The organism is Brachybacterium tyrofermentans (assembly GCF_014897585.1).
GTDB lineage: Bacteria > Actinomycetota > Actinomycetes > Actinomycetales > Dermabacteraceae > Brachybacterium > Brachybacterium tyrofermentans.
In genome coordinates this window covers 1-22,818 of the sequence record NZ_JABUXW010000006.1, presented here as the reverse complement: position 1 = coordinate 22,818, position 22,818 = coordinate 1, and the positions used below count along the sequence as shown (strand labels likewise).

General features: G+C 69.9%; 21 protein-coding genes and 1 pseudogene. 12 read left to right on the top strand and 10 right to left on the bottom strand.

Annotation, left to right across the window (positions count from 1 at the left end):
• Nucleotides 1-7 precede the first annotated feature (7 nt).
• Nucleotides 8-1,279: a calcium:proton antiporter gene (locus INT49_RS05540; RefSeq protein WP_193116728.1), complete on the top strand. Its 1,272-nt coding sequence runs from the start codon at nucleotides 8-10 to the stop codon at nucleotides 1,277-1,279.
• A gap of 79 nt (nucleotides 1,280-1,358) precedes the next feature.
• Here the strand turns inward: INT49_RS05540 and INT49_RS05535 are convergent, their stop codons facing one another.
• The gene (locus INT49_RS05535; RefSeq protein WP_193116727.1) at nucleotides 1,359-1,949 is read right to left on the bottom strand and encodes a GNAT family N-acetyltransferase; all 591 of its coding nucleotides are present in this window, start codon (nucleotides 1,947-1,949) and stop codon (nucleotides 1,359-1,361) included.
• Between the two features lie 101 nt (nucleotides 1,950-2,050).
• On the opposite strand from INT49_RS05535, the gene INT49_RS05530 reads away from it, so the two are divergent.
• From INT49_RS05530 to INT49_RS05515, 4 genes are all read left to right on the top strand, one after another.
• Nucleotides 2,051-2,800: a dienelactone hydrolase family protein gene (locus INT49_RS05530; RefSeq protein WP_193116726.1), complete on the top strand. Its 750-nt coding sequence runs from the start codon at nucleotides 2,051-2,053 to the stop codon at nucleotides 2,798-2,800.
• A 461-nt stretch (nucleotides 2,801-3,261) separates the two neighbouring features.
• The gene (locus INT49_RS05525) at nucleotides 3,262-4,557 is read left to right on the top strand and encodes a quaternary amine ABC transporter ATP-binding protein (protein WP_319021524.1); all 1,296 of its coding nucleotides are present in this window, start codon (nucleotides 3,262-3,264) and stop codon (nucleotides 4,555-4,557) included.
• Nucleotides 4,554-5,462, top strand: a complete 909-nt coding sequence (locus INT49_RS05520) for an ABC transporter permease (RefSeq protein WP_193116725.1) — start codon at nucleotides 4,554-4,556, stop codon at nucleotides 5,460-5,462. Before INT49_RS05525 ends, INT49_RS05520 begins: the two co-directional genes overlap by 4 nt.
• 65 nt (nucleotides 5,463-5,527) lie before the next feature.
• Nucleotides 5,528-6,451, top strand: a complete 924-nt coding sequence (locus tag INT49_RS05515) for a glycine betaine ABC transporter substrate-binding protein (RefSeq protein ID WP_193116724.1) — start codon at nucleotides 5,528-5,530, stop codon at nucleotides 6,449-6,451.
• A 116-nt stretch (nucleotides 6,452-6,567) separates the two neighbouring features.
• Here INT49_RS05515 and INT49_RS05510 read toward each other — a convergent pair whose 3' ends face one another.
• Together INT49_RS05510 and INT49_RS05505 are read right to left on the bottom strand one after the other, a co-directional pair.
• Entirely contained in the window at nucleotides 6,568-7,680 is a 1,113-nt protein-coding gene (locus INT49_RS05510) for a Gfo/Idh/MocA family protein (protein WP_193116723.1), read from the bottom strand.
• A gap of 117 nt (nucleotides 7,681-7,797) precedes the next feature.
• On the bottom strand, nucleotides 7,798-8,997 hold the full coding sequence (locus INT49_RS05505; protein ID WP_193116722.1) for an ROK family protein: 1,200 nt from the start codon (nucleotides 8,995-8,997) through the stop codon (nucleotides 7,798-7,800).
• A 111-nt stretch (nucleotides 8,998-9,108) separates the two neighbouring features.
• Here INT49_RS05505 and INT49_RS05500 point away from each other — a divergent pair, with 111 nt between their 5' ends.
• The 3 genes from INT49_RS05500 to INT49_RS05490 are packed head-to-tail and all read left to right on the top strand — an operon-like array spanning nucleotide 9,109 to nucleotide 12,320.
• Nucleotides 9,109-10,389, top strand: coding sequence for an ABC transporter substrate-binding protein (locus INT49_RS05500; protein WP_193116721.1), 1,281 nt, complete (start codon nucleotides 9,109-9,111; stop codon nucleotides 10,387-10,389).
• Nucleotides 10,390-10,425: 36 nt separating this feature from the next.
• Entirely contained in the window at nucleotides 10,426-11,382 is a 957-nt protein-coding gene (locus INT49_RS05495; protein ID WP_193116720.1) for a carbohydrate ABC transporter permease, read from the top strand.
• Nucleotides 11,379-12,320, top strand: coding sequence for a carbohydrate ABC transporter permease (locus INT49_RS05490; protein WP_193116719.1), 942 nt, complete (start codon nucleotides 11,379-11,381; stop codon nucleotides 12,318-12,320). Before INT49_RS05495 ends, INT49_RS05490 begins: the two co-directional genes overlap by 4 nt.
• A gap of 131 nt (nucleotides 12,321-12,451) precedes the next feature.
• Here the strand turns inward: INT49_RS05490 and INT49_RS05485 are convergent, their stop codons facing one another.
• From INT49_RS05485 to INT49_RS05470, 4 genes are all read right to left on the bottom strand, one after another.
• The gene (locus INT49_RS05485) at nucleotides 12,452-13,009 is read right to left on the bottom strand and encodes a hypothetical protein (protein WP_193116718.1); all 558 of its coding nucleotides are present in this window, start codon (nucleotides 13,007-13,009) and stop codon (nucleotides 12,452-12,454) included.
• On the bottom strand, nucleotides 13,009-13,305 hold the full coding sequence (locus tag INT49_RS05480; protein ID WP_193116717.1) for a Dabb family protein: 297 nt from the start codon (nucleotides 13,303-13,305) through the stop codon (nucleotides 13,009-13,011). Before INT49_RS05480 ends, INT49_RS05485 begins: the two co-directional genes overlap by 1 nt.
• Before the next feature lie 42 nt (nucleotides 13,306-13,347).
• Nucleotides 13,348-14,916 carry an HNH endonuclease gene (locus INT49_RS05475; protein ID WP_193116716.1) on the bottom strand — a complete coding sequence of 523 codons (1,569 nt, stop codon included), beginning with the start codon at nucleotides 14,914-14,916 and terminating at the stop codon, nucleotides 13,348-13,350.
• 327 nt (nucleotides 14,917-15,243) lie between these two features.
• Entirely contained in the window at nucleotides 15,244-17,049 is a 1,806-nt protein-coding gene (locus tag INT49_RS05470) for an FGGY family carbohydrate kinase (protein ID WP_193116715.1), read from the bottom strand.
• A 223-nt stretch (nucleotides 17,050-17,272) separates the two neighbouring features.
• Here INT49_RS05470 and INT49_RS05465 point away from each other — a divergent pair, with 223 nt between their 5' ends.
• The 3 genes from INT49_RS05465 (at nucleotide 17,273) to INT49_RS05455 (ending at nucleotide 18,674) form a co-directional block, all read left to right on the top strand.
• Nucleotides 17,273-17,734 carry a VOC family protein gene (locus tag INT49_RS05465; RefSeq protein WP_193116714.1) on the top strand — a complete coding sequence of 154 codons (462 nt, stop codon included), beginning with the start codon at nucleotides 17,273-17,275 and terminating at the stop codon, nucleotides 17,732-17,734.
• An 81-nt stretch (nucleotides 17,735-17,815) separates the two neighbouring features.
• On the top strand, nucleotides 17,816-18,148 hold the full coding sequence (locus INT49_RS05460) for a MazG-like family protein (RefSeq protein ID WP_193116713.1): 333 nt from the start codon (nucleotides 17,816-17,818) through the stop codon (nucleotides 18,146-18,148).
• A gap of 82 nt (nucleotides 18,149-18,230) precedes the next feature.
• Nucleotides 18,231-18,674 carry a hypothetical protein gene (locus tag INT49_RS05455; RefSeq protein WP_193116712.1) on the top strand — a complete coding sequence of 148 codons (444 nt, stop codon included), beginning with the start codon at nucleotides 18,231-18,233 and terminating at the stop codon, nucleotides 18,672-18,674.
• 66 nt (nucleotides 18,675-18,740) lie between these two features.
• Here the strand turns inward: INT49_RS05455 and INT49_RS05450 are convergent, their stop codons facing one another.
• Nucleotides 18,741-20,168: an acyltransferase family protein gene (locus tag INT49_RS05450; protein ID WP_193116711.1), complete on the bottom strand. Its 1,428-nt coding sequence runs from the start codon at nucleotides 20,166-20,168 to the stop codon at nucleotides 18,741-18,743.
• 204 nt (nucleotides 20,169-20,372) lie between these two features.
• Here INT49_RS05450 and INT49_RS05445 point away from each other — a divergent pair, with 204 nt between their 5' ends.
• Complete coding sequence (locus INT49_RS05445) at nucleotides 20,373-20,696, top strand: hypothetical protein (protein WP_193116710.1); 324 nt, start codon at nucleotides 20,373-20,375, stop codon at nucleotides 20,694-20,696.
• Between the two features lie 70 nt (nucleotides 20,697-20,766).
• On the opposite strand, the gene INT49_RS05440 is transcribed toward INT49_RS05445, so the two are convergent.
• Together INT49_RS05440 and INT49_RS05435 are read right to left on the bottom strand one after the other, a co-directional pair.
• The gene (locus INT49_RS05440) at nucleotides 20,767-21,942 is read right to left on the bottom strand and encodes a Mur ligase family protein (RefSeq protein ID WP_193116709.1); all 1,176 of its coding nucleotides are present in this window, start codon (nucleotides 21,940-21,942) and stop codon (nucleotides 20,767-20,769) included.
• Nucleotides 21,943-22,213: 271 nt separating this feature from the next.
• A pseudogene (locus INT49_RS05435) lies at nucleotides 22,214-22,818 on the bottom strand (hypothetical protein); the annotation flags it as partial.

Genomic DNA, 22,818 nt, shown 5'->3' with positions numbered 1-22,818 from the left:
CGATCCCATGCCGTCGCTCGACCACTCCCCCGCTCTCACCAGCACGCGGCTCGCCCGCGCAGTCCTCACGCCGCCCGCGATCCTGCGACTCTCCGCTGGCTGGGCGTCGATCGCTGCACTCACCGCCCTCGCCCCTGCGCTCCCGTCGCTGCTGCCATCGCTCGCCCTGCTGGCTCTCCTGGCTGCGATCGTGGCGGTCATCGTGCTCGCCGCAGGAGGCGTCGTGCAGCAGGCCGAAGCGCTGGCCGGCCGCCTCGGCGACCCCTACGGCACCCTCGTGCTCACCCTCTCCATCGTGGTGATCGAGGTGGTGCTGATCGCGGCGGTGATGCTCGGCGACGGCGACCACGCCACCATCGCCCGGGACTCCGTGATGGCGGTGTCGATGATCATCCTGAACCTGGTCTTCGGGATCTGCCTCATCGTGGCCGGGATCCGGCACGGCGGCCTCGCCGCGAACCGGGTGGGGACCTCGATGTACGTGGGCATGCTGCTGCTCCTGGCGGCGAGCGCTTTCGCGCTGCCCGCCCTCATCGGCGACGACGGCTCGCTGCGGCCGGTCCAGGCTGCCGTGGTGGCCGGCCTGACCGTCGTGCTGTATGCAGTGTTCCTCCGACGCCAGACCGGTGTGCGGGCCTCCGATTTCCAGGAGGTGGCGACCGGCTCCCGGGTGGTGCGGACCGGCAGCCGCGCGGCACAGGATGCCGCCGTCCGCGACCCCGACGCCGCCTCGTCCTCCACCTCCACCTCCACGTCTGCTTCTGCTTCTTCGTCCTCGTCCCCATCCGGACCCACCCCAGAAATCGGGCAGGCTCTCCGCACCCATCGCCTCGAGCTGCTGGTCCGTTCCGCGCTGCTCATCGCCACGGTGCTGCCGATCGTGCTGCTCTCGCACCACATGGCGGGCCTACTGGACGAGGGCCTCGCCCGGCTCGGCGCACCTGCGGCTCTCGGCGGGGTGCTGATCGCGATGATCGTGTTCACGCCGGAGTCGATCACGGCGGTGCGGGCGGCGCTCGGGGGCGAGATCCAGCGGGTGGTGAATCTGTGCCACGGCGCCCTGGTCTCGACCTTCGCCCTGACGATCCCGACGGTGCTGGTGATCTCCCTGGTCACCGGGCAGCGGGTGGTCCTCGCCGAGTCTTCCGCGAACCTGGTGCTGCTCGGCGTGACGCTCGCGCTGTGCACCCTCTCGGCGCGGGCGGCAAGGATGACCAGGTGGCACGGGATCGCCCATCTGCTGCTCTGTGCGATCTACGCCATCGTGCTGTTCGCCTGACCCCAGGATCTCGAGCCCACGGTCCTGGACTCGAGACGCCGGCAACCGCACCATGATGCTGGGCGGTGATGCTGGGCGGTCACTCCAGGTCAAGCCTCATGGAGATCAGGCTCGTGAACCCTGCGAGGCGGGCGAACCGCTGGGGCGTGCGCCGATCTTCCGAGAAACCGAGCTTTCGATAGAGCCCGAGCGCCGCCCCATTGGTGTCTTTGATGTCCTCGAGGAGGAATGAGCTGTGCCCGGGGAGGGTGATCAGGTGCTGCAGCAGGGCGGTGCCCACGCCGCGACCCCTAAAACGGGGAACGGTGGTCACAGAGCCGATCTCGGTCGCTCCATGCGAAACCCCGTCGGAGGGGCCCATGAACCACGAGCGGATCACCCGATAGCAGATCGTGCCGCGTATCGGCCCCAGGTGCCTGCGGAGCGTTGCGGCGCTGGGGTCGAAGACCTCCTGGTCACCATTCGTGAGCGTCGCGAGTCCCGCTGGTTCGCCGTCGACGCAGGCGACGTGGAAATGCTCGAGCAGGAGCATCGGAGCGAAGGCGTCGGCGAGCACGTCGGGGTCCTTCGAGAAGAAGGAGAAGTCCTCCGCGAAACCCTGCGTGAACACGGCGGCGATGGCGCGACGGTACGGCTCTCCGAGCTCGTCACCACGGACGATCGTGATCATCTTGCGCTCCTCGTTCGTCTCGGCTGCTCTGGGTTCATCCGAGGGAGTCGTGCAGTCCACCGTACTGGGGATCCGATGCGCTCACGCGATACAGTCGCGACGTGAGTGCGACGACGCTTCTGATCCCCACCGACACCGGCGACCTGCCCGGGCTGCTCTGGCTTCCCGAGAACCTCGAGCAGCCGGTCCCCGGCCTCGTCGTGCTGCAGGAGATCTTCGGCCTGTCCGACTACATGCAGCAGCGATGCGCGGATCTCGCGGTCCTCGGCTACGCGGTGCTCGCCCCTCAGCTGTTCGCCCGTCTCGACCCGCCGGTGGTGGGCCTGGAGGACGGGGACGACGCCGAGTCCTGGCTCGCCGACGGCATGGACCTGGCCGAGCTGCTCCCCTGGGAGCGCGCCGAGGCCGACGCCCTAGCCTCCCTGAACGCCCTGCGCGCGCACGGCACGGTCGATGCGGAGCGGGTGGGGCTGCTCGGGTTCTGCTACGGCGGGGGGCTCGCGTTCACGACCGCGGCCGCCGCCACCCGTGAGGAACGCCCGCCGTCGCTGCTCATCAGCTACTACGGCTCCGCCCTGCCCACCGTGCTCGACCAGGCCGAGGATGTCACCGTCCCGAGCCTGCACCACTTCGGCACGGCCGACGCGTTCATCCCGCTCGATCAGGTCACGCGGATCCGGGAGGCCGTCACCGCCGGCGGCACCAGGGAGCAGGTGCGCTTCGAGCTCCACGACGGGGCCGGCCACGCCTTCGACAACCCGCATCCCGCCCTCCACCATGCCCCGGCCTCCGAAGCCGCGTGGCAGCAGACCCTCGGCTTCCTGGCGGAGACCATGCCGACCCGCGTCTGACGTACCGCTGCCCGATCTGCTGAGTCCGGATCTGCTGAGCACCTGATCGTCCCGCCTCCGACCGGTCCACCGGGCCCGTTCTGGCTCGGTCCGGCCGCTGTGACCGACCTCGTCCTCACCCGTCCTGGCGCGCCGACGGTGACATGCCGGACAGCGCCGACCTGCGTGATCGAATAGTTATCTCCGGATTGTCGGACACTCCGGACACCTGGCCACCGGCGCCGGGCTCCCCGTAGTCATCCCAGGCCATACCCCGTAATGGTGCGCGGCCTCGTCCCCGGTAGTTCACGCCTGCGGAGACCCGCAGCGGGACAAAAGCCCTGTTCCTGGGCGCAGGCCGTTTGCCGATGCGCACCGGTCTTGTGAAGATGACGTGTCAGGCCGGTGCCCAGACGTCCGGGGGAACACGCACGTGGGAACCGGTCCGTCACCGCCAGACGTCCACAGACAGAGGAGCCCTCGTGCCACCAGTGATCACCGCGGAAGGCCTGTACAAGGTCTTCGGTCGACGTCCCGCCCGAGGAGTGGAAGCGCTCCGCACCGGCAGGACCCGGGAACAGCTGCGGGAGGACGGACTCACCGCAGCAGTCATCGACGCGAGTTTCAGTGTCGACCCCGGTGAGATGTTCGTGGTGATGGGGCTGTCCGGATCGGGCAAATCCACGCTGATCCGCATGGTCAACGGCCTTCTGCCCGCCACTGCAGGCACCCTCGACATCGGCGGCAAGGACCTCAACTCCATGTCTACGGCTGAGGTTCGTGACGTGCGGCGCAAGCGCATCTCGATGGTCTTTCAGCACTTCGCTCTCCTCCCCCACCGCACCGTCGGCGAGAACGCCGCCTTCGGCCTGGAGATCTCCGGCCTCAATCGCTCGGAACGCGAGGCGAAGGCCAGCGAGGCTCTCCAGATGGTCGGCCTGAAGGGCTGGGAGGGCTATCGCCCCTCGGCGCTCTCCGGCGGCATGCAGCAACGTGTCGGTCTGGCCCGAGCGCTCGCGGCCGGCACCGACATCCTGCTCATGGACGAGGCGTTCAGCGCGCTGGATCCGCTGATCCGACGCGATATGCAGGACCAGCTCATCGACCTGCAGCAGCGGCTGGAGAAGACCGTCGTGTTCATCACGCACGACCTCAACGAAGCCATGCGCATCGGCGACCGCATCGCGATGATGCGCGACGGTCGCATCGTGCAGGTGGGCACCTCCGAGGAGATCCTCAACGAGCCGGCGAACGACTACGTCGCGAAGTTCATTCAGGACGTCGACCGCAGCCGGGTCCTGACCGCCTCCGCCATCATGGAGCATCCCCCGGCGGTGCTCGGCGCCGCGCAGGGTCCGCGCACCGCCCACAAACTCCTGCGTGAGACGCAGAATCCCTGGCTCGTGGTCCTGAACCGTGATCACACGCCCGCAGGAGTGATCTGGGAGAACGACATCGCCGACGCCGTCCAGTCCGGCCGCGACGACCTCCCGCTGACCGCCGCGCACGGCGTGCACATCGTGCAGCACGACACCCCGATCGCTGACCTGTTCGCCCCGGCCGCGCAGCACCTCAACCCGCTGGTCGTCGTGGACGACGACGGAAAGTTCGAGGGCGTCATCCCGCGCGTGACGCTCCTGACGGCTGCAGGCGCAGTCGCCGACAGCTCCCCGGCATCGCCGCCCTCACCGGATGCCCCGACCGAGTCCGGGTTCGGACACGGAGCGCAGACCGGCTTCCGCGACACCGCCGACCACGAGGGGAACGAGAACCGATGAACCCTGATGACAGCCTCATCCCCCGCACCCCCGTCGGCGACTGGGCCGAGTCCGGCATCGACTGGCTCACACAGAACGCCAGCGGACTTTTCGACCTCATCAGCACGATGTTCAACTTCCTGGTCGGCAACCTGACCTACGGGCTGACTGCGCTCGAGCCGCTCGTGATGATCGTGATCCTGGCCCTGATCGCCTGGATCGTTCGCTCGTGGAAGCTCGCCCTCGGCACGGCGCTGACGTTCCTTCTGGTCCTGTCCATGGAGCAGTGGGTGCACATGATGGAGACGATGGCCCTGGTCCTCGTCGCGACTGTGATCGCGGTGCTGATCGCCGTACCCGTCGGTATCCTCGCCGCCCGCAACCGGGTCGTCAGCAGCATCGTGCGTCCCGGCATGGACTTCATGCAGACCATGCCGGCATTCGTGTACCTCATCCCTGCCGTCACTTTCTTCTCCATCGGTGTCGTCCCCGGCATGGTCGCGACGATCATCTTCGCGCTGCCCCCGGGCGTACGCATGACCGAGCTGGGCATCCGCCAGGTCGACGGAGAGACCGTCGAAGCCGGTGAGGCGTTCGGTGCGAGCCCCTGGCAGATCCTCCGTGGCATCCAGCTTCCGCTGGCCGTCCCGACGATCATGGCCGGCGTCAATCAGGTCATCATGCTGTCCCTGTCCATGGGCGTGATCGCCGGCATGATCGGCGCTCCTGGCCTGGGCAAGGAGGTCGTCGCGGCGATCTCCAGCCTCGACCTCGCACTCGGCGTCGAAGCCGGGCTCGGCGTCGTCATCCTCGCGGTGTACCTCGACCGCCTCACGGCCGCCCTCGGAGATCGCGGCTCGTACACCGGTTCACTGCTCGCTGCGATCCAACGGGCCCGGGCACGACGCCTCACCCCGACAACCTGACCCGTGCGCGCCCTCGACGGCGCGCACCCCCGACCCACCGCACCTCGATCGAAGGAGAATTTGAAATGCACACCGCACGCACCCCCATCTCCCGCCCGCTCACGCGCCGCTCCGCCCTCGTCGGCTCGGCCGGTCTCATGGGGCTCGGCCTCGCGGCCTGCTCGGACAATGCGAGCACCGGTGGCGCCGACACCGGCGAGACCATCACCCTGGGCTACGTCCCCTCCTGGACCGATGGGCTGAGCACCGCCTACCTGCTCGACAACCGCCTGCAGGCCATGGGCTACAACGTCGAGCACCAAGAGATCAGCGAGCCCGCTGCTCTCTACGCCGCACTCGCCAAGGGCGACATCGACGTGTACCCCTCGGCGTGGCCGGAGGTCACGCACAAGGAGTACATGGAGAAGTACGGCGAGGACATCGATGATCTCGCCACGTACTACGGCAGCGCAGTGCTGACCATCGCCGTTCCGGACTACACCGACATCACGTCGATCGCCGATCTCAAGGGCAATGCCGACATGTTCGGCGGCAAGATCATCGGCATCGAGCCCGGCGCCGGTCTGACCGGGGTCACCCAGGACTCGATGATGCCGACTTACGAGCTCGAGGGCGAGTACGAGCTGGTCACCTCCTCGACCACCGCCATGCTCAGCGAGCTGAAGAAGGCGACCGAGGCGGAGACCGACATCGTGGTCACCCTGTGGCGCCCGTTCTGGGCGAACTCGGCCTTCCCCGTGCGCGACCTCGAGGATCCCGAGGGCGCAATGGGCGACAAGGAGGGCCTGCACTTCCTGGCCCGCACGGGCTTCGGCGACGACTTCGCGGACGCCGCGGAGTTCATCGGCGGCATCAAGCTGGATGACAAGCAGTACAACTCCCTCGAGGACCTCGTCGTCAACGAGTTCGGCGATGGCAAGGAAGCTGAGGCCATCGACAAATGGCTCGAGGAAAACCCGGATGTCCTGCCGGAGGTCGAGGAGGGCTGAGGGCTCCCCTCGCACCACCACTCGCCCCACCACGCACGGCACGGGCCGATCGCGTCTGTTCGCGATCGGCCCGTGCCGTGTGCTCGTGAGGCTCGGCGGGCCCAGCCCGCAGAGGATCAGGCCCCGATCGCGACCTCGGCCCCGGCCTTCGCGGAGGCGTAGCAGGCGTCGATGACCTCGGCGCGGCGCAGGGCGAGCGCCCCGTTGTGCTCGGCCCAGCTGTCCGAGCGCACCTTCTGCAGGAAGCCGGCGACGGCGGCGGCGTGGCGGCCGTCCTCGCCGACGACGGGCTCCAGCACGGCCGGCATCCCGGCGACCTCGGTCCACACGGTGATGCTGGGCCCCTCGGGCCCGCCCCACTCGATGGTGGCGCCGCCGTCGGCCCCATAGAGCGTGACGTAGCAGAGGTCGTGCGGGATCCACTGCGCCCAGCTCGACTCCAGCAGCAGCGTGCCGCCGCCCTCGAGGCGCAGGAAGGCCGTGGCGAGGTCCTCGACCTCGAAGGGCACGCCCTCCTCGACCTGGGAGATGCCGAAGCCGGAACCGCCGCGGCCTAGCGGGCCGAACTCGGCGTGGGTGGAGGCCGACCCCGCGGTCACCTCCGGCTCGCCCATCAGGTGCAGGGCCATGTCGAGCATGTGGATGCCGATGTCCATCATGGCGCCGCCGCCGGAGCTCTTCGCCTTGGTGAACCAGGTGCCCAGGCCCGGGATCCCCTGGCGGCGGATCCAGCCGGTCTTGGCGTAGTAGAGCGAGCCGAGCACGCCGGAGTCCACGACCTGCTTGAGCGCGGTGACGTCCCCGCGCTGGCGGTGGTTGAAGGACACGTCCAGCACGCGCCCGGCGCGGTTCGCGGCCTCGACCATGCGAGCGGCGGAGTCGGCGCTCTCCGCCATCGGCTTCTCGGTGATCACGTGCAGGCCTGCCTCGAGGGCGGCGATCGCCATCGGGGCGTGCAGGAACGTCGGGGTGGCGATGGAGACGGCGTCGAGGTCGGCCTCGGCGATCATCTGCTGCCAGTCCTGGTACCGGCCGGGCACGTCGTGCAGGTCGCCGAACTGAGCCAGGAGGTGCTCCTCCATCGCGGAGAGCGCGGCGAGCTCGACGGTGGGATCGGCGGCGTAGGCGGCGACGTGCTGCTGGCCGGCCCAGCCCAGCCCGATCACGCCGACGCGCAGTCGGCGGTCGCTCCCCTGTGCTGCGGCGTCTGTCTGAAGTGCATCGGTCATCGTGCGTGGTCCTCTCATCGGTGGTCTTCGGTGGTCTTCGGTGGTCTTCGCGTCGGCCGGAGGTCCCGGACCGTGTGCGAAGGGTGCCCGCCCCCTCCTGCGAGGGGGCGAGGAGATCTACGGACTGTCAGGTAGCTCGGCGGGCTCGAGGAGCTCGAGGAGCTCCAGAGGGTCCTCCCGCAGGCACGAGAGGGCGTGCTCGATCGCCCCGCGCACGACGGCGTCGCGTCCGAGACCGCTCGCGACCAGCTCGGGAAACGGCGCGTAGGCGATGTCCGGGAGCACCTCCCGGGCCCGGACCAGCACGGGCTCCAGGGAGGAGGCGACGGCGCCGGCCAGGACGATCCGTTCGATGCCGAGCAGGCTCACGAGGATGGCGGCGATCCGCGCGATGCGCTCACCGATCCGGTCCAGGACGTCCCGGGCGAGGGCGTCCCCGGCCTGCGCGGCGGCGAACACGTCGACCGCGGTGAGGCTCTCGGCAGGCAGCGCCGCGAGCAGGGGGGACTCGCGCCCGGCGGCGAGGCCCTCGCGCGTCCAGCGGCGAGCGAGCGACCCCACGCCCTCGGCGCCGATGTCGTCCTGGAGCACCGTCTCGAGGAAGCGCATCTCGCCCGCGCCGCCCAGCGCACCGTGCAGAAGACGCCCGTCGACGATGAGTCCGGCCCCGACCCGCTCCCCCACGAGCAGCGCGGCCATGTTCGCCTCAGGGTGCAGCCCGTGCTCGGCCAGGGCGCTGAGGTTCGCATCGTTCTCCACGACGACGCGGCCGGCGAGGTGCTCGGGGAAGCCTGAGTTCATCAGGCGCCAGAAGGTGCCCACGTCGATCGGGGATCTCCCCCGGGTGTCGACGGGTGCCGGGATCCCGATCACGGTGACGAGCAGGGGCGCCGCAGAGGCCGACGCCTCGCGCACCTCCCGCACCAGATCCTGGACGGTGCTGATGCGCAGCTCGCGGTCCACGACATCCGGATCGAGCTCTCGCCGACCGGTGGCGAGGACCGTTCCGCGCAGGTCCGCGGCCATCGCGCGGTAGCCGCTGCGCCCGGCGTCGACGCCGATCACGAGCCCGGCACCGCTGCGCAGGCGGTGACGGCGCGCCGGCCGGCCGCGACGCGAGAGGCCTGCGGTGCGGCTGTCCTCGACCTCCTCGATCCAGCCTGCCGCCGTGAGCTCGTCGCACAGTCCCAGCACCGTCGCTCGGGTCAGGCTCGTGGCATCCATGGCCTCGGCGGCGGTGAAGGTCCCGGAGGTGAACGCGTGGCGCAGCAGCGCCTCGATGTTGAGACGACGCAGCACGCTCGTCGACACGTTCATGCCCACCTGCACCCACCTCCTTGACGTCCGCTGTGACGCCAACCATACTTTCTCCAAGCATTAAATCTAGCAACTGAATTTACCAGTTGCGATGCCGCCGAGGAGACACCGTTGTCACCCAGACCCTTCAGCACCGGTCGCCCGACCCGTCGCTCCCTGCTCACCGCGGGAGCCGGCGCCGCCGGCGTGCTCGCCACCGGCGGGCTCGCGGGCTGCAGCTCATCGGGCCGCTCACGCGTGACCTTCTACCAGTCCAAGCGCGAGGTGATCTCGCACTTCCGCGAGCTGGTCAGCGAGTTCAACGCCGAGCAGTCGGACTACACCTACATCCACGATGTGGCGACGAACCTGCAGGCCGGGTTCGTGCGCTCCAACCCGCCGGATCTCGCCCTGCAGAACTACAACCTCGACATGAACCGCTTCATGGCGCGCGGCGCCCTGTCGGACCTCTCGGACCTCCCCGAGGCCGGCATGGTCCGCGACGACGTGCTGGACCTGGTGGACTGGTACCCCGGGTACGAGGGGCGCACCAGCGTGATCCCCTACTCCGTCGCGGCCTCCTCCGTCATCTACAACAAGCAGATCTTCGCGGACAACGGCCTGGAGGTCCCCACCACCTGGGACGAGCTGCTCTCGGTGTGCGAGGACCTGCTCGCCGCCGACGTCACCCCGATCTACGGCACCTTCCCCGAGCTGTGGACGATCACGCAGGGACTGTTCGACTACGTCATCGGCGGCCGGGTCGACGTGCGGGAGTTCTTCACCCAGCTCAACGAGATCGGCGAGGACGTCGGCCCCGATTCCGAGGTGTCGTTCCAGAAGACCCTGCTCGAGCCGGTCCAGCAGATGCTCGAACTGCTGCCCTACTTCAACGAGGACGCCTCCAGCCGCAGCTACGGCGACGGCAACACGGCGATGGCGAAGGGCGAGGCCGCCATGTACCTCCAGGGCCCCTGGGCGCTGGTGGAGATCGAGAAGGCCGGCACGGACGTCGAGCTGGGATCGTTCCCGCTTCCGGCGACGGATGATCCCGAGGATCTGAAGATCCGCGTGAACATCGACCTGTCGCTGTGGATCCCGGAGCAGGCCGACGAGAAGGAAGGCGCCCGGGAGTTCCTCCAGCACCTGATGCTCCCGGAGATCCAGTTCCCCTACAACGAGCTGGCCCTGGCGTTCTCCACCACGGATGACGCGCCGAAGGTGAGCGATCCGCGCATCTCCGAGATGCAGCCGTACTACGACGACGGCCGCTTCTACATGGGTGCCTCGCAGTTCGTGCCGCCCACGATCCCGTTCCCGAACTATCTCCAGTCGATCGTGTTCGGAGCGGATCCTGAGCCGATCCTCGCTCAGATCGATTCCGACTTCGCCCGGCTCGCCTACCGCGCCTGAGCGGCCCATCCGCCGTCGACCCCAAGGACGCCCACCATGTCAGCGCAGACATCTCCCGCCCCGAGGACCCGTGAGGGCGAGCCTGCCGCTCGCCCAGCGGACTCCCCCGCCCCCGTGCAGAGCCGACCCCGACGCAAGGTCGACCCGGTCTACTACGCCTTCCTCTTCCCCGCCCTGGTGATCTTCACCCTGGTGATCACGCTGCCGGCCGTCGTCGGCTTCTTCTACAGCTTCACGAACTCCGTGGGCTTCGGGGACTACGAGTTCATCGGACTGCGCAACTACATCGCGCTGTTCCAGGACCCGAACATCCTCAGCGCCTATGTGTTCACGCTGGGCTTCGCCCTGATCACGGTGATCGTCGTGAACATCATCGCCTTCGCCCTCGCGGTCATGCTCACCGCGAAGATCCGCTTCCAGACGGCGCTGCGCACCATCTTCGTGATCCCGATGGTCATCTCGGGGATCATCATCGCGTTCGTCTTCAAGTTCCTGCTGTCGAACTCGCTGCCCGCCCTGGGCCAGACGCTCGGCATCGGGGTGCTCTCGGAGTCGATCCTCGCCAACGAGAACCTGGCCTGGCTCGGCATCGTGATCGTGACGGCCTGGTCCGCGATCCCCGGCGCGATGCTCATCTACATCGCCGGCCTGGTCACGATCCCGGCCGAGCTGTACGAAGCGGCCGCGATCGACGGTGCCTCGGGATGGCAGCGACTGCGGCGCATCACCTTGCCGATGGTCTCCGGCTTCATCCTCATCAACACGATCCTGGGCTTCAAGGGCTTCCTCAACGCCTACGACGTGATCGTGGGCCTCACCGACGGCGGTCCGGGCACCGCCACCACGTCCATCGCGATGTCGATCTTCAAGGGCTTCGGCGGCGGCGACTACGGCTATCAGATGGCGAACGCCGCGGTGTTCTTCCTGATCACCATCATCCTTGCCGGCCTCCAGCTGCGGCTCACCGCCGGGAAAGCGAGCTTCGGAGCATGAGCACCACCCAGTCCTCCACCCCTGTCTCCTCCACCCCCGCCTCGGATCGGTCCACCTCCGGAGCGTCGGGACGCACGCCGTCCACGCGCCGCCCGGGCCGGCGCAGCGGGATCGGCACCGACCGCTTCAACTGGCCGCTCACCGCGATCCTCATCGTGTGCTCGCTCGCGGTGCTGGTCCCGCTGCTGGTCACCGTGAACATGTCGCTGAAGACGACCGCTCAGGCCGTCGACGGCTCCGCATTCTCCCTGCCCGCGCCCTTCTCCCTCGAGGGGTTCCGTGAGGCCTGGCAGCTGACGAACTTCCCGCGCGGCCTGGCGATCTCCGCCTTCATCACGGCGATCTCCGTGGCCGGAGAGATCCTCATCTCCTCGCTCGCCGCGTTCGCGATCGTGCGCAACTGGGACCGTCGGCTGTTCCGCTGGTCGTTCTTCTACCTGCTGGCCGCGATGTTCATCCCGTTCCCGGTGGTGGCGCTGCCGCAGGTGAAGCTGACCGGCATCGTGGGGCTGGACAACCCGCTCGGCGTGGCGATCCTGCACATCGTGTTCGCGCTCGCGTTCAACACGCTGCTGTTCACGGCGTTCCTGCGCTCCATCCCCCTCTCGCTCGAGGAGTCGATGCGGGTGGACGGCGCCACCACCTGGCAGGTCTTCGCGCGGCTGATCTTCCCGCTGCTCGCGCCGATGTCCGCCACGGTGGGGATCTTCGCGTTCCTGGGCTCGTGGAACGACTTCATGATGCCGAGCCTGATCACCACGAATCCCGAGCTGCAGACGCTCCCTGTGCTGCAGCAGATGTTCCAGACCCAGTTCAGCAACAATTACAACATCGCCTTCGCGTCGTACCTGATGGCGATGGCTCCAGCGGTCGTGGTCTACATCCTCACCCAGAAGTGGGTGATCTCCGGTCTCACCCAGGGCGCTGTGAAGTCCTGAGCAGGCCCCGGAGCCCTGGTCCGACGGCGCATCGGCCAGGCTCTCACGCACAGGCACCGGCCCTCTCCTCATCACCGAGGGGAGGGCCGGTGCCTGTACCGGTATGGGGCAGGGCCGTTGGCCGGACGGGATCAGGCGGCGAACCGGGGCGGCACGCCGTGGAGCTCGCACCATCGCACGTAGTGCTCCACCACGGTCTGCACGTCGGGGTGCTGGGCGAGTTCGTCGGCGGTCCCGCCGGGAAGCAGGAGGTTCAGCCGGTCAGGCATGACGATCTCGCCGCTGCGCTGGTGCACGGCGACGCGGCACGAGCCGTGCGCGGCGCGCGCGGGTTCGACGGCGCGGACATCGCGCCAGAGGACGACAGGGCGAGCGCCCCAGGTCTGCCGCAGAGACAGGCCCTCGTCGTGCACCGTGACCGTGGTGCGCAATGCGCCGACTGCCAGCAGTGCGACGTAGGCGAACATCGGCACACACACCACACCGACGACGACTCCCGTGATGGCCAGAGCACCGTCGGCGCGAAGCGCCCCCACCACGATCAGCACCAGCGCGGCCCCGAGGGCCAGCAGGGTCAAGATGGCGAGCGAGATCCGTTCCCACAGCATCTTTCGCCCGCGCACGGTCTCGCGCATCGGGCGCAGCTCCGTCCGTGCCGTTCCCAGCGAGTCCCGACCGCCTGGGTTCATCAGGGGTAGGCGACGAAGTCGAGCTCTTCGAACTCGGTGACCTCGCTCTGCCACCGGGTGGCGACGAACTCCTGGTGGGCGTCGCTCTGGTCGTAGGCGGCGTAGGCGGCCTGATCCTCGAAGCTCATCGCGAACTGGAAGCGGTAGCTGCTCTTCGGGCTGACCTGCCGGGAGACGACGAAGTCCTGCACCCCGTCGATCGCGCGCAGCAGGGCCGGTGCGCTGGTGAGGAACTCGTGCTCCTCCGCGGAATCGGGAGCGTGCACGAGGGTGAAGGAGACGGTGTGTCGGATCATCGCATCAGCCTACTGAGATTGGCCTGTCGGATCACCCCTCGTTCAGGGCGGGTCCTCACCGCACTCGTCGTCCGGAGTCGCGTCGGCTGTGCTGGCGCCGTCCGGTGCCGGATCGGCCATGCGGGAGCCGCCCGTCGCATCACGCCAGGTGCTGCGCTCCGGCTCGATGAGCGGGGACGGGGTCGTGGTCCGCGTCGTGCCGCCGTACCCGGTCCAGGCGACGCGATGGCCCGGCCGCTCAGGATCCTCGACGCGCTCCACGGCGAGCGCGTCCTCCTCCTTCTGGTTGCAGTGCGCGCAGGCGTCCTGCCCGTTGTCCAAGCTCGTGGGGCCGCCTCGTGCAGAGGGAGTGACATGGTCGTGCTGACGGATCGAGGCATTGCAGAAGGGCCCTCTGCAGGACGTATCGCGCCAGGTCAGGAAGCGAGCCATGGCCGCTGGGAAGGCTCGGGCGCGGGAGTCCTTGGCGACCAGCTCACCGGTGGCGGGGTGTGTGTACAGCCGGCGGATCACCGCACGGATCGCGGGGCCGTCTGCACCGAACGGGTCCTCCTGGGAGTGGGCGGGATCCGCCGTGACGGCGAGCAACTGGGCACGGACCGCGTCCGCCGGGACTGCGCCGTATCCCTCGATCTGGGCGACGTCTCCGCTGCCTGGGTGGAAGAGCGCTCGGTCGGTGATGATCACGCCGACATCGAGCGTCACCTGTCCTGCGCCGTTCTCGGGCGCGAGCACGGCATCGTGCAGCACATCGGCCATGTGCGCGCCATGCGGACCCTTCTTCCCGGCGACCACACGCCGCTCGGCCTCGAGCGTCAGCCTCTTGTGGATGAGGCGCGCTTCGATCGCCGGCATATAGGCGCTGATCGTGGCCATCCCGTGGGCACCGGGGGTGAAGGTGACGTGGCGCTGCTTCCGGGCGCGGCGGTGCCGGAGCGCCTCGCCCTCGGGATCCAGGCCCCCGATTGCCAGCGCGACAGCCTGCTTCCATCGCCGCGTGCCCGCTCCGTCGAGGTCCGGCAGGCGCTCCCCGAGGAGCGCATCGACCTGCGCGCGCTGATCATCATCCAGAACACCGGTCGCCTCGGCGGCCGCGTAGACGGAGTCCGTTGCGGCCTGCCCCGACGCCATCGCCTCGAGCAGGGTGGGCATGGACTCCACGAGCCGCCGCGCGGAGGCCATGGTGCGCCCGGCGCCCGACGGGGATCTCCTGGTCATGAGCGAGATGTCCCGACGGGTCTTTCCGTCAGCCCTGCCGTGCAGCTCCTCGAGCGGAGGCATCGCGGAGAGCTCATGGCCCACGGAATCCTGCGCACTGCGAACCTGCTCGTGCCTGGTCGCGTCCCCGATGGAGACCAGGGTCCGCGCCTCGACCGTGTCGAGGGCGGCGCGCACCTCCTGCACGCTGCGCAGAAGATGCACGAAGGTGTCCCGCCCGCGTTCCTCCACCGCGAACATCGCCTCGGGACCAGAGGCGATCGAGCCGAGGAGGAAGCCGACGTCGCCGAGGAATTCGGCCATCGCCCGCGGGCCGCCGGCATGCAGCTCAGCCAGATGCGCCGATGGGCTCGTGGGCCCCTCGGCGGGTTCTGGCGGTGTCGGCATCAGCATGGTTCCATCGTCCAGGAAGCCTGCCGCAATCGAAAGTCTCTTCGAGAATTGTGGATAACTTCAAGGAAACTACCGACCGGTCATCGTTTTCACCATCGTGGCAGGTCGGGGAGATCTGCCGCTCACCTGCGCAGTGCATCTGGAGAGACCTTTCCTCCCCAATTAGTTGACCTCGAGGGTTCGCAGTGACTTTCCGGAGAGAATCCCGCGGAGGTGGCGTGGGGGCCGTTGGACGCGCGGTTCGGCACGCATGGTTCGGCACGCACGGATCAGCACCCGCGGTGCGGCGCACGCGGTAGGGCGCACGCGGTGCAGCGCACGCACGGTTCAGCGCAGTGCGCCCACCTCGGCGACGGCCCGATACAGAGCGCGGTGGCCGCGGCGGAAGCGGGCGTGACGGCGTACGGCCGACGGGTCCGGATCCACGGTGCGGCCGCCCTCCCGTTCGGCGAGGGGGCGCATCGTGTGCTCGAGCTGCAGGGCGTCGGCCGCTGCGAGGGCGCATCCCAGCAGCGCCGCGTCGGCGTCCTCGACGACGCGCATGGGGCGGCCCATGACGTCGGCCAGGATCCGCAGCCACGGCTCGGAGGAGGCGCCTCCCCCCGCGACGGCCAGCGGCCTCGAGGCGGACGATGACACAGCAGGTGAAAGAGGCGAGGCGGGGGATGCCGGGGATGCTGGGCCAGCATCCACCGCGGAGCCGCTCGCAGCGGCCGCGCTCTCGACGGCGGCATGGGCGAGTGCGTGCGCAACGCCCTCGAGCACGGCCGCGTACATGTCGATCGCGCCGGTGCTCGGACCCATGCCGATGATCGCCGCGCGCAGATCCGGCTCGCGCACCGGGTAGCGCTCCCCATGGATCGACGGCAGTGCGAGCAGTCCCGTGGGTCCGCGACCGTGCTCCCCCTCGCGGTGTTCGAGCAGCTCATCGGCCTCTTCGGGCGTGATCCCGGACAGCAGTGCTCCCCGTGCCCACTCCGCCGCCACGCCGGCGGCACGCAGGGCCGAGATCCTCAGGGTGCGCGGAGACGCGGAGGGTGACGGAGGCGAGCAGGGCGACGGGGAGGAGGACGAGGTGGAGGGGAACGAGGACACGGAGGGCGAGGCGACAGAGTCGTCTCGCCCTCCGATGGCCAGGTGGTGCGAGACGCCGGGGGCGAGTTCGTCGGTGCGCGGCGCGCTCACGGGACCGTTGGTGCGCGGCGAGCTCACGGGACTGTCGGTGCGCGGCGAACTCTCCGGACCGCCGACGAACGCCTCGTCGCCCAGCCCTTCGCGACCTGCACCGTCCCCGGCTCTCCGAGCCTCCGGGACCACGGCTGCCAGCCATCCGCTGGTGCCGAGATAGGCGTACTCGTCGCCCGCGTCGAGGCCGACGATCCCCAGCGTGGTCGCGCCGGCATCCCCCGGTGCGAGGATCACCGGCATCCTGACGGGCAGGCCCAACAGCTCAGCAGAGGTCTCGTCGGTACGGCCGACGATCTGGCCGGTCGCCCTGGTCAGCTCCGGCAGCATCGCCCGGCTCAGCCCGGCGGCGCGTGCGACCGGCTCGCTCCAGCGGCGGGTCCGGGCGTCGAGCAGCCCGGTCGCGGAGGCGGTGGTCGCATCGCACCAGGCCCCGAGGCCCAGGGCGTGCACGAGGAAACCCGCCGGGCCGAAGACGACGCCCCGGGCGCGGCCGACGACCTCCGGCGAGGTGCGCGAGAGACGGCGGAACATCGCGGCGCAGCTGGTCGCGTCCTGCTCGTTGCCGGTGATCTGGTCCCAGTCCGCGCCTGCTGAGTCCCTGCCCTCGCGTCGCAGGATCGTCCCGATCTCTGCGGCCTCGGCGACGGCGCGGGTGTCGCTGTAGAGGATCGCGGGAGCGGGGTCCCCTTCGGTCAGGAGCACGAGGTCCTGCATCTGCCCGGTGATGCTGAGGGCGACGGGCTTCTCGTCCGTTCCGTGCAGCAGCTGCGCGATCGCGTCCCGGGCGGCACGGAGCCAGTCGGCCAGGTCCTGCTCGGCGCCGCCGTCGGCCGTGACGACCGTGGGATACCCGCTGCTGGCCTGCGCTCTCGTCGTGCCGTCGAGGGTGAGGAGGGCGGCTTTGGCGGCAGAGGTGCCGAGGTCCAGGCACAGCAGGGAAGGCATGGGATGAGGGTAGGCCGCGGGCGCCGTGTCCGCCCGACGGGCCCGGTGCCCGGACGCGGCGATCGCTGCAGCCGGTCCGACCGACGCGACGGGACCGACCTCGTTCCCTCAACGGACAGCATCTGTCCTCGCGGTGATGGACAGTAGCCCCAACCCGAGCTCGCGCACGAGCTCCCGCTCCAACCCCGTGTCGAACTCCCACCACGCTCAGACGGAGGGCCCCATGAGCAGCACCATCCAGATCACCTTCGACGCCCGCGATCCACGCTCGCTCTCGACCTTCTGGCGCGACGTGCTCGGCTTCGTCCATCCGCCGCCCCCGGGCGTCGAGCTGCAGGACGGCATGGATCCGCTGGTCGCCTGGGACGAGTTCCTCGAGCGAAGCGGCGTTCCCGAGGAACAGCGCAACAGCGCCTCCGCGCTCGAGGACCCGGACGGTGCCGGGCCGCGGATCTTCTTCCAGCAGGTTCCGGAGGGCAAGACGGCCAAGAACCGGGTCCACCTGGACGTGCGCACCGCCTCGGACCTGCACGGGGAGGAACGGATGGAGGCCCTCGAGACTGCCTGCGAGCGTCTGGTCGCGCTCGGTGCCCATCGGCTCGCGCGCCATGAGCCCGCACCACCGATGAGCATCGGCTTCCTCGTCCTCGCGGACCCGGAGGGCAACGAGTTCTGCCTCGACTGATCGACGCCCTCGGGACCTGCCTTGCCCTCCGCGCGGCACGCCGCCCGGCCGCCGCTCCACGAGGTGCGGCAGACTCGTGCGATGGACAGCACCGACCTCTCCCACGGCATCGCCGCGCTCAGCCTCTGGATCGACGAGGGCAACCGGGGCCGGGACCCCGAGGCCGCCACATGGGCCCGGCTCGCGAAGATCACCGAGGAGGCCGGCGAGGTGGTCGCCGCGCAGATCGGCGCCACGGGCCAGAATCCGCGCAAGGGCGTGACCCACACCGAGGCGGACGTGCAGGAGGAGCTGCTGGACGTGGCCCTCACGGCGCTCGCCGCGCTCGAGCACCTGCGCGACCATGACGAGCGCTCGATCGAGCTGCTCACAGACAAGCTCGGCCGCACCCTGCAGCGCGCTGGCCTGCACTGATGACCTCCGGTGCGGCGCGGCCCTCGACCGGCCGCGCCGTCACACGGATACTGGGAGCCACCGCACCCGCCAGGAGGCATAAATGCTCGACGAGGACGATGCGACAGCACACGACGCCACCCACCGCTCCGCCCCGCTGACAGCTCTCGAGCTCCGCGCCCGCGCCGAGATGACGGCCCCTGCGGGCACGGGACGCCACGGAGCCAGACATCGGGCCGACGACTCCGCACCCCACGGGGCCCTGTTCACCCGCCTCGACGACCTCTCGGAGGCGGCCCGGGAGGATCTCTTCGGCCCGCCCGTGCAGCATGCGCTGTACGTGTACTACGCCGAGGGGCCGACGCTCGTGGGCGCCGTGCTGGATCCGCCGGTCGCCGTGCACGCCCCGTCGGCGAGCACTCTCGACGCCAGGATCCGCACCTACGTCGCGGAGCACCGCGGGGTGGTCGAGGCCGACGTGCAGACCTTCGGCCGACGCGTGGAGCGCGATCACGCACTGCGGATCCTGTCGGCCCCGAGGAGCTAGCGACGCGCGGGGGATCGCAGGCGAGGAGCGTCCGGCCCAGGCCCGTCCCCGTCGCGTCCACGCAGATCATCGACCGGCAGCGCCCGTGACCTGAAGGGTCCCGACGTGCGGCTCAGCCCCAGAAGCCTGCGGTGCCCCAGCAACCTGCGGAGCTCCGGAGACGTGCGGTGATGCGGGAGCCTGTGGCGCCTTGGAAGCGAGCGGGACCCGGGAGACACGCGGAGCCTGGACCCTCGACAGCGCTGTCAGGAACAACCCCGCGGCCAGCAGTGCCGTGAGCACCGTGGTGCCCGCCAGCAGCGGGACCAGCACGCCGGCGAGCGCGAGCAGCACGGCCTGCTGCGCCCGGGACGACGAGGTCGTGGGGTGGTGGAGCCGGCGGCGCTCCATGCCTCCGAGCGCCCAGGCCACGGCGGCGGTGAGCACGAGGGACAGCACGAGCCACGAAGGCCGCAATGTCCACCACAGCACTGCGGAGGGATCCGGCAGCAGCAGTCCGCCGTGCTCGGCGAGATAGGCCGAGACCCCTGCCATGGTCAGCAGAACCGGCAGGTTCCACAGGTAGATCGTCATGGTGCGTGCGGTGACGAAGGCGGTGACCGCGCTGAGGCGTGGGCGCGCGATCAATGCTGCGAGCGTCGGCCGCAGGAGCGTGAACGCGGCCGTCTGCGCGACGCCGACCAGGAGCAGGGCCGAGGTGGGCGGGTTCATCTGCGCGATGAGGTCGGGCGAGAAGATCCCGAGCGCGAACGCTCCGGCCAGGAGCGCGACCGCTCCCGCACCGATCCGCACGCGGGTCACGGGGCGCAGCGCGTCGAGGCGTCCTTCGGCGAGGAAGAAGCCCAGCTGCTGCAGGGCGAGCCAGACGAAGGCGAGGTTCGCATAGCCGACGGCGTCCACTCCGGTCAGGCTCCGCAGGGCGTCGACGCCCAGGGCGCCTGCCCCGAGCACGGCAAGAGTGCCCAGAGGCGCCCGCTCATGGGCGCGGAGCAGCGTGGGCAGGACAGCCTGGCTGCCCAGGAACACGCCGAGGAACCACAGCGGCTGGCCGTAGCGCACCCCCGCCTCCAGGAGCAGCTCCGGCGGGACGCCGCGGACCTGCAGCACGGCGAGCACGACGGCGACCACGGAGATCGTGACCACGGCGGGCAGCAGGAGGCGGTGCACGCGGCCGACGACGAAGTCCGTCGCGGTGCCGCCCCGATCGCGGAGCCGCCGGAAGGCCAGCATCCCGGAGAAGCCGCCGATGACGAAGAAGACCGGCAGCACCTGCAGCAGCCAGGTCACCGGCGGGTACCAGGACGCCCCGACGGTCGCGTACTCGAGCACCGGGCCGTGCGGCCCCACGGTGACGCCCATCTGGAGGCCGTGGAGCAGCACGATGGCGACGACGCACAGCGCGCGGACGAGGTCGATCACCGGGTCACGCCCGGTGGCGGCAGTGGGTGATGTCGGCGCGGTTCTCGGGCTGCGGGACGCCTGGATGATGGTCATTGATCGCTCTCCTCGGTGATACCGAGGACGTTAGGGACGAGATGGCGGGGCGCGCATCACTCCAACGGATGAAGCGCTCCCCCTACACCGGAGTGATGGGGACGGCCCGAACACACCCCTGTGCGATCTCGTCCGGGGCCTTGCCAGGCGCGCTCCGACCACGTTGACTCTGTGGTGCACCGCACACAACGCGAAGGAGGAACTGTGGCTGGCTACGACGTGGACTCCGGATACGACCCGGATGGGGGCTACGACCCGGACAGCGGCTATGACCCCGATGGGGGTTACGACCCCGACGGCGGCTATGACCCCGACGGTGGGTACGACCCCGACGGCGGCTATGACCCCGACGGTGGGTACGACCCCGACGGCGGCTATGACCCGGATGGGGGTTACGACCCCGACGGCGGCTATGACCCCGACGGTGGGTACGACCCCGACGGCGGCTATGACCCCGACGGTGGGTACGACCCCGACGGCGGCTATGACCCGGATGGGGGCTATGACCCGGACAGCGGCGTGATCTGAGCTGATCCTGTGCGCGGCGTCCGCATCTCACGGGCGCCGCGCCACGCTGTCCGCTGCCGCACGGTGTGCCTCACAGAGACTGCATCGCCTCGCGGATCACGGCTCGGTCGTCGTGGGGAAGGCGACGGGTGCCCACCAGCTGCTCGGTCTCGTCGCCCTTGCCCGCGACCAGCACCGTGTCCCCAGGGCCGGCCATGAGGAGCGCCGCGATGATCGCGTCCCGTCGGCGCGGGATCTCCAGGCACTCGGGGCACCCGGCACGCACCTCGCGGCGGATTCGCCCCGGCGGCTCACGGCGCGGGTTGTCGTCGGTCAGGATCACCAGATCCGCGAGGTCGGTGGCGAGGGCGCCCATCTCCGGTCGCTTCGCCCGGTCCCTCTCCCCACCGGCACCGAACACCAGCAGGAGTCGGCCCTCCGTGCGCTCCCGCACCGTGAGGAGGGCGGTGCGCAGTGCTCCGGGGTTGTGCGCGGTGTCCACCATCGCGGTGACGCCCCGGCGCTTCGCGATCACCTCGAGCCGGCCCGGCGGCGGGGCGACGTCAGCCAGAGCGGTCGCGACCACGGCCGGGTCTCCCCCGGCACAGACGACGACCGCTGCGGCGAGCAGCAGGTTCGTGATCGCGATGGCGTGCACCGTGGGCAGCGTCGCCGCATAGGCGTCTCCCCCGAGGGTGAGGACGCCGGTGACGCGCCCGTCGAGCTCCTGCGCCGGCGTGAACGCGAGATCCCCTCCCTCACCGACCACGAGCAGGCGTGCCCCGCGCCGGGACACAGCCGCCTCGACCAGCTCCCGCTGGGCGCAGTCCGCGGCGATCACGGCGATCCCGTCGGCCCGCAGGTGCTGCTCGAAGAGCGAAAGCTTCGCCCCCCAGTACGCCTCGACGCTGCCGTGGACGTCCAGATGGTCGCGCTCCAGGCCCGTGCAGACGGCGACGTCGACCGGGACCCGCTCGAGGAGCCCGTCGGCCAGGATGCCCACGAAGGCCTCGAGCGAGAAGGCCTGTGCACCGGCCCGGGCCTGGGCATCGATCATCTCGGGGAGGTAGTCCGGGGAGCGGCGGGGGCGCGCCGTGTGCAACGCGCCCTCGACGTCGGTGATGCCGGTGGAGTCGTACCCGGCGGTGCGCCATCCCACCGCGCGCAGCAGCTGCACGGTCGCGGTCGCGACGCTGGTCTTGCCGTTCGTGCCGGTCACTGCCGTGATCAGCGGGCGGCCGACGGGGTGGTTGACGGGCTGGATCATGGGACTCCCGAGCTGGGTGCCGACGAACTGGGGGCCGACGAGACGGACTGCGCGGCCGACGGATTGAGTGGCGGACGAACAGGGCGGCCGACGGGGCGATTGACGAACAACTGGGTGCCCGATGAACTGGGTGCCCGATGAACTGGGTGCCCGACGACGGAGCGCGCAGGGCTCCATCCCATCACAGGGCCGTGCCCCGGGCGACGGAGTTCAACAGACCGCCTGCTCTCCGATCGGGCTCCCGGATCAGCGTCCCGGTTCAGTGTCCGGCTCAGACCCCCGAGAAGAACGGAGCGCCCGGCGCCTGTCCCTGCGGTGCCTGCCCGTGGGAAGGCTGTCCTGTGGGTGCGTGCCCGTGGGAAGGCCGTCTCGTGCTGGGCGTCCCGTCGGCGCGGCGCGTCCGTGCCGAGCGGCGGAACCAGTTCACGAGCATCCCAGGCACGAACCGATCCACGAACGGGGCGCCGAACCGGGCGAGCACCTCGACCAGCAGTCCGATGAAGAAGGCGACCACGGGCGTCCACGGGGCGAGGCCCACGCTGATGCCGAGCTCGCCCACCATCCCCATCTCGGCCTGCATGGTCGTCCAGACCAGCGCGAGCAGAACGGCCGAGCAGCCGAAGTAGGCGAGCGGAAGGGCGACCCAGGAGACGACCAGCGCGAGGATGTTCCCCGTCTCGATCTCACGGTCCCGGTTCCACAGCAGCGCGACCACCACCGGCATGAGCAGCGCGATCAGCACCAGGGGGATCCACAGGTACCAGGGCAGGTCGAAGAACCACAGGAAGTCGTTGCCGCGCTCGACCCCGAAATCCTCGACGCGGAATTTGTCAAGGTGAATGAGGCCAGTGGGAGTCAGGCGGCGGTCTGGTAGGC

What these genes read in the sequence shown, in the direction of transcription:
- INT49_RS05480 (WP_193116717.1), bottom strand. Translation starts at nt 13,305, where the DNA reads ATGATCCGACACACCGTCTCCTTCACCCTCGTGCACGCTCCCGATTCC.
- INT49_RS05520 (WP_193116725.1), top strand. Translation starts at nt 4,554, where the DNA reads ATGAACCCTGATGACAGCCTCATCCCCCGCACCCCCGTCGGCGACTGG.
- INT49_RS05465 (WP_193116714.1), top strand. Translation starts at nt 17,273, where the DNA reads ATGAGCAGCACCATCCAGATCACCTTCGACGCCCGCGATCCACGCTCG.
- INT49_RS05455 (WP_193116712.1), top strand. Translation starts at nt 18,231, where the DNA reads ATGCTCGACGAGGACGATGCGACAGCACACGACGCCACCCACCGCTCC.
- INT49_RS05440 (WP_193116709.1), bottom strand. Translation starts at nt 21,942, where the DNA reads ATGATCCAGCCCGTCAACCACCCCGTCGGCCGCCCGCTGATCACGGCA.
- INT49_RS05515 (WP_193116724.1), top strand. Translation starts at nt 5,528, where the DNA reads ATGCACACCGCACGCACCCCCATCTCCCGCCCGCTCACGCGCCGCTCC.
- INT49_RS05510 (WP_193116723.1), bottom strand. Translation starts at nt 7,680, where the DNA reads ATGACCGATGCACTTCAGACAGACGCCGCAGCACAGGGGAGCGACCGC.
- INT49_RS05540 (WP_193116728.1), top strand. Translation starts at nt 8, where the DNA reads ATGCCGTCGCTCGACCACTCCCCCGCTCTCACCAGCACGCGGCTCGCC.
- INT49_RS05485 (WP_193116718.1), bottom strand. Translation starts at nt 13,009, where the DNA reads ATGAACCCAGGCGGTCGGGACTCGCTGGGAACGGCACGGACGGAGCTG.
- INT49_RS05450 (WP_193116711.1), bottom strand. Translation starts at nt 20,168, where the DNA reads ATGACCATCATCCAGGCGTCCCGCAGCCCGAGAACCGCGCCGACATCA.
- INT49_RS05535 (WP_193116727.1), bottom strand. Translation starts at nt 1,949, where the DNA reads ATGATCACGATCGTCCGTGGTGACGAGCTCGGAGAGCCGTACCGTCGC.
- INT49_RS05470 (WP_193116715.1), bottom strand. Translation starts at nt 17,049, where the DNA reads ATGCCTTCCCTGCTGTGCCTGGACCTCGGCACCTCTGCCGCCAAAGCC.
- INT49_RS05495 (WP_193116720.1), top strand. Translation starts at nt 10,426, where the DNA reads ATGTCAGCGCAGACATCTCCCGCCCCGAGGACCCGTGAGGGCGAGCCT.
- INT49_RS05490 (WP_193116719.1), top strand. Translation starts at nt 11,379, where the DNA reads ATGAGCACCACCCAGTCCTCCACCCCTGTCTCCTCCACCCCCGCCTCG.
- INT49_RS05460 (WP_193116713.1), top strand. Translation starts at nt 17,816, where the DNA reads ATGGACAGCACCGACCTCTCCCACGGCATCGCCGCGCTCAGCCTCTGG.
- INT49_RS05505 (WP_193116722.1), bottom strand. Translation starts at nt 8,997, where the DNA reads ATGAACGTGTCGACGAGCGTGCTGCGTCGTCTCAACATCGAGGCGCTG.
- INT49_RS05475 (WP_193116716.1), bottom strand. Translation starts at nt 14,916, where the DNA reads ATGCTGATGCCGACACCGCCAGAACCCGCCGAGGGGCCCACGAGCCCA.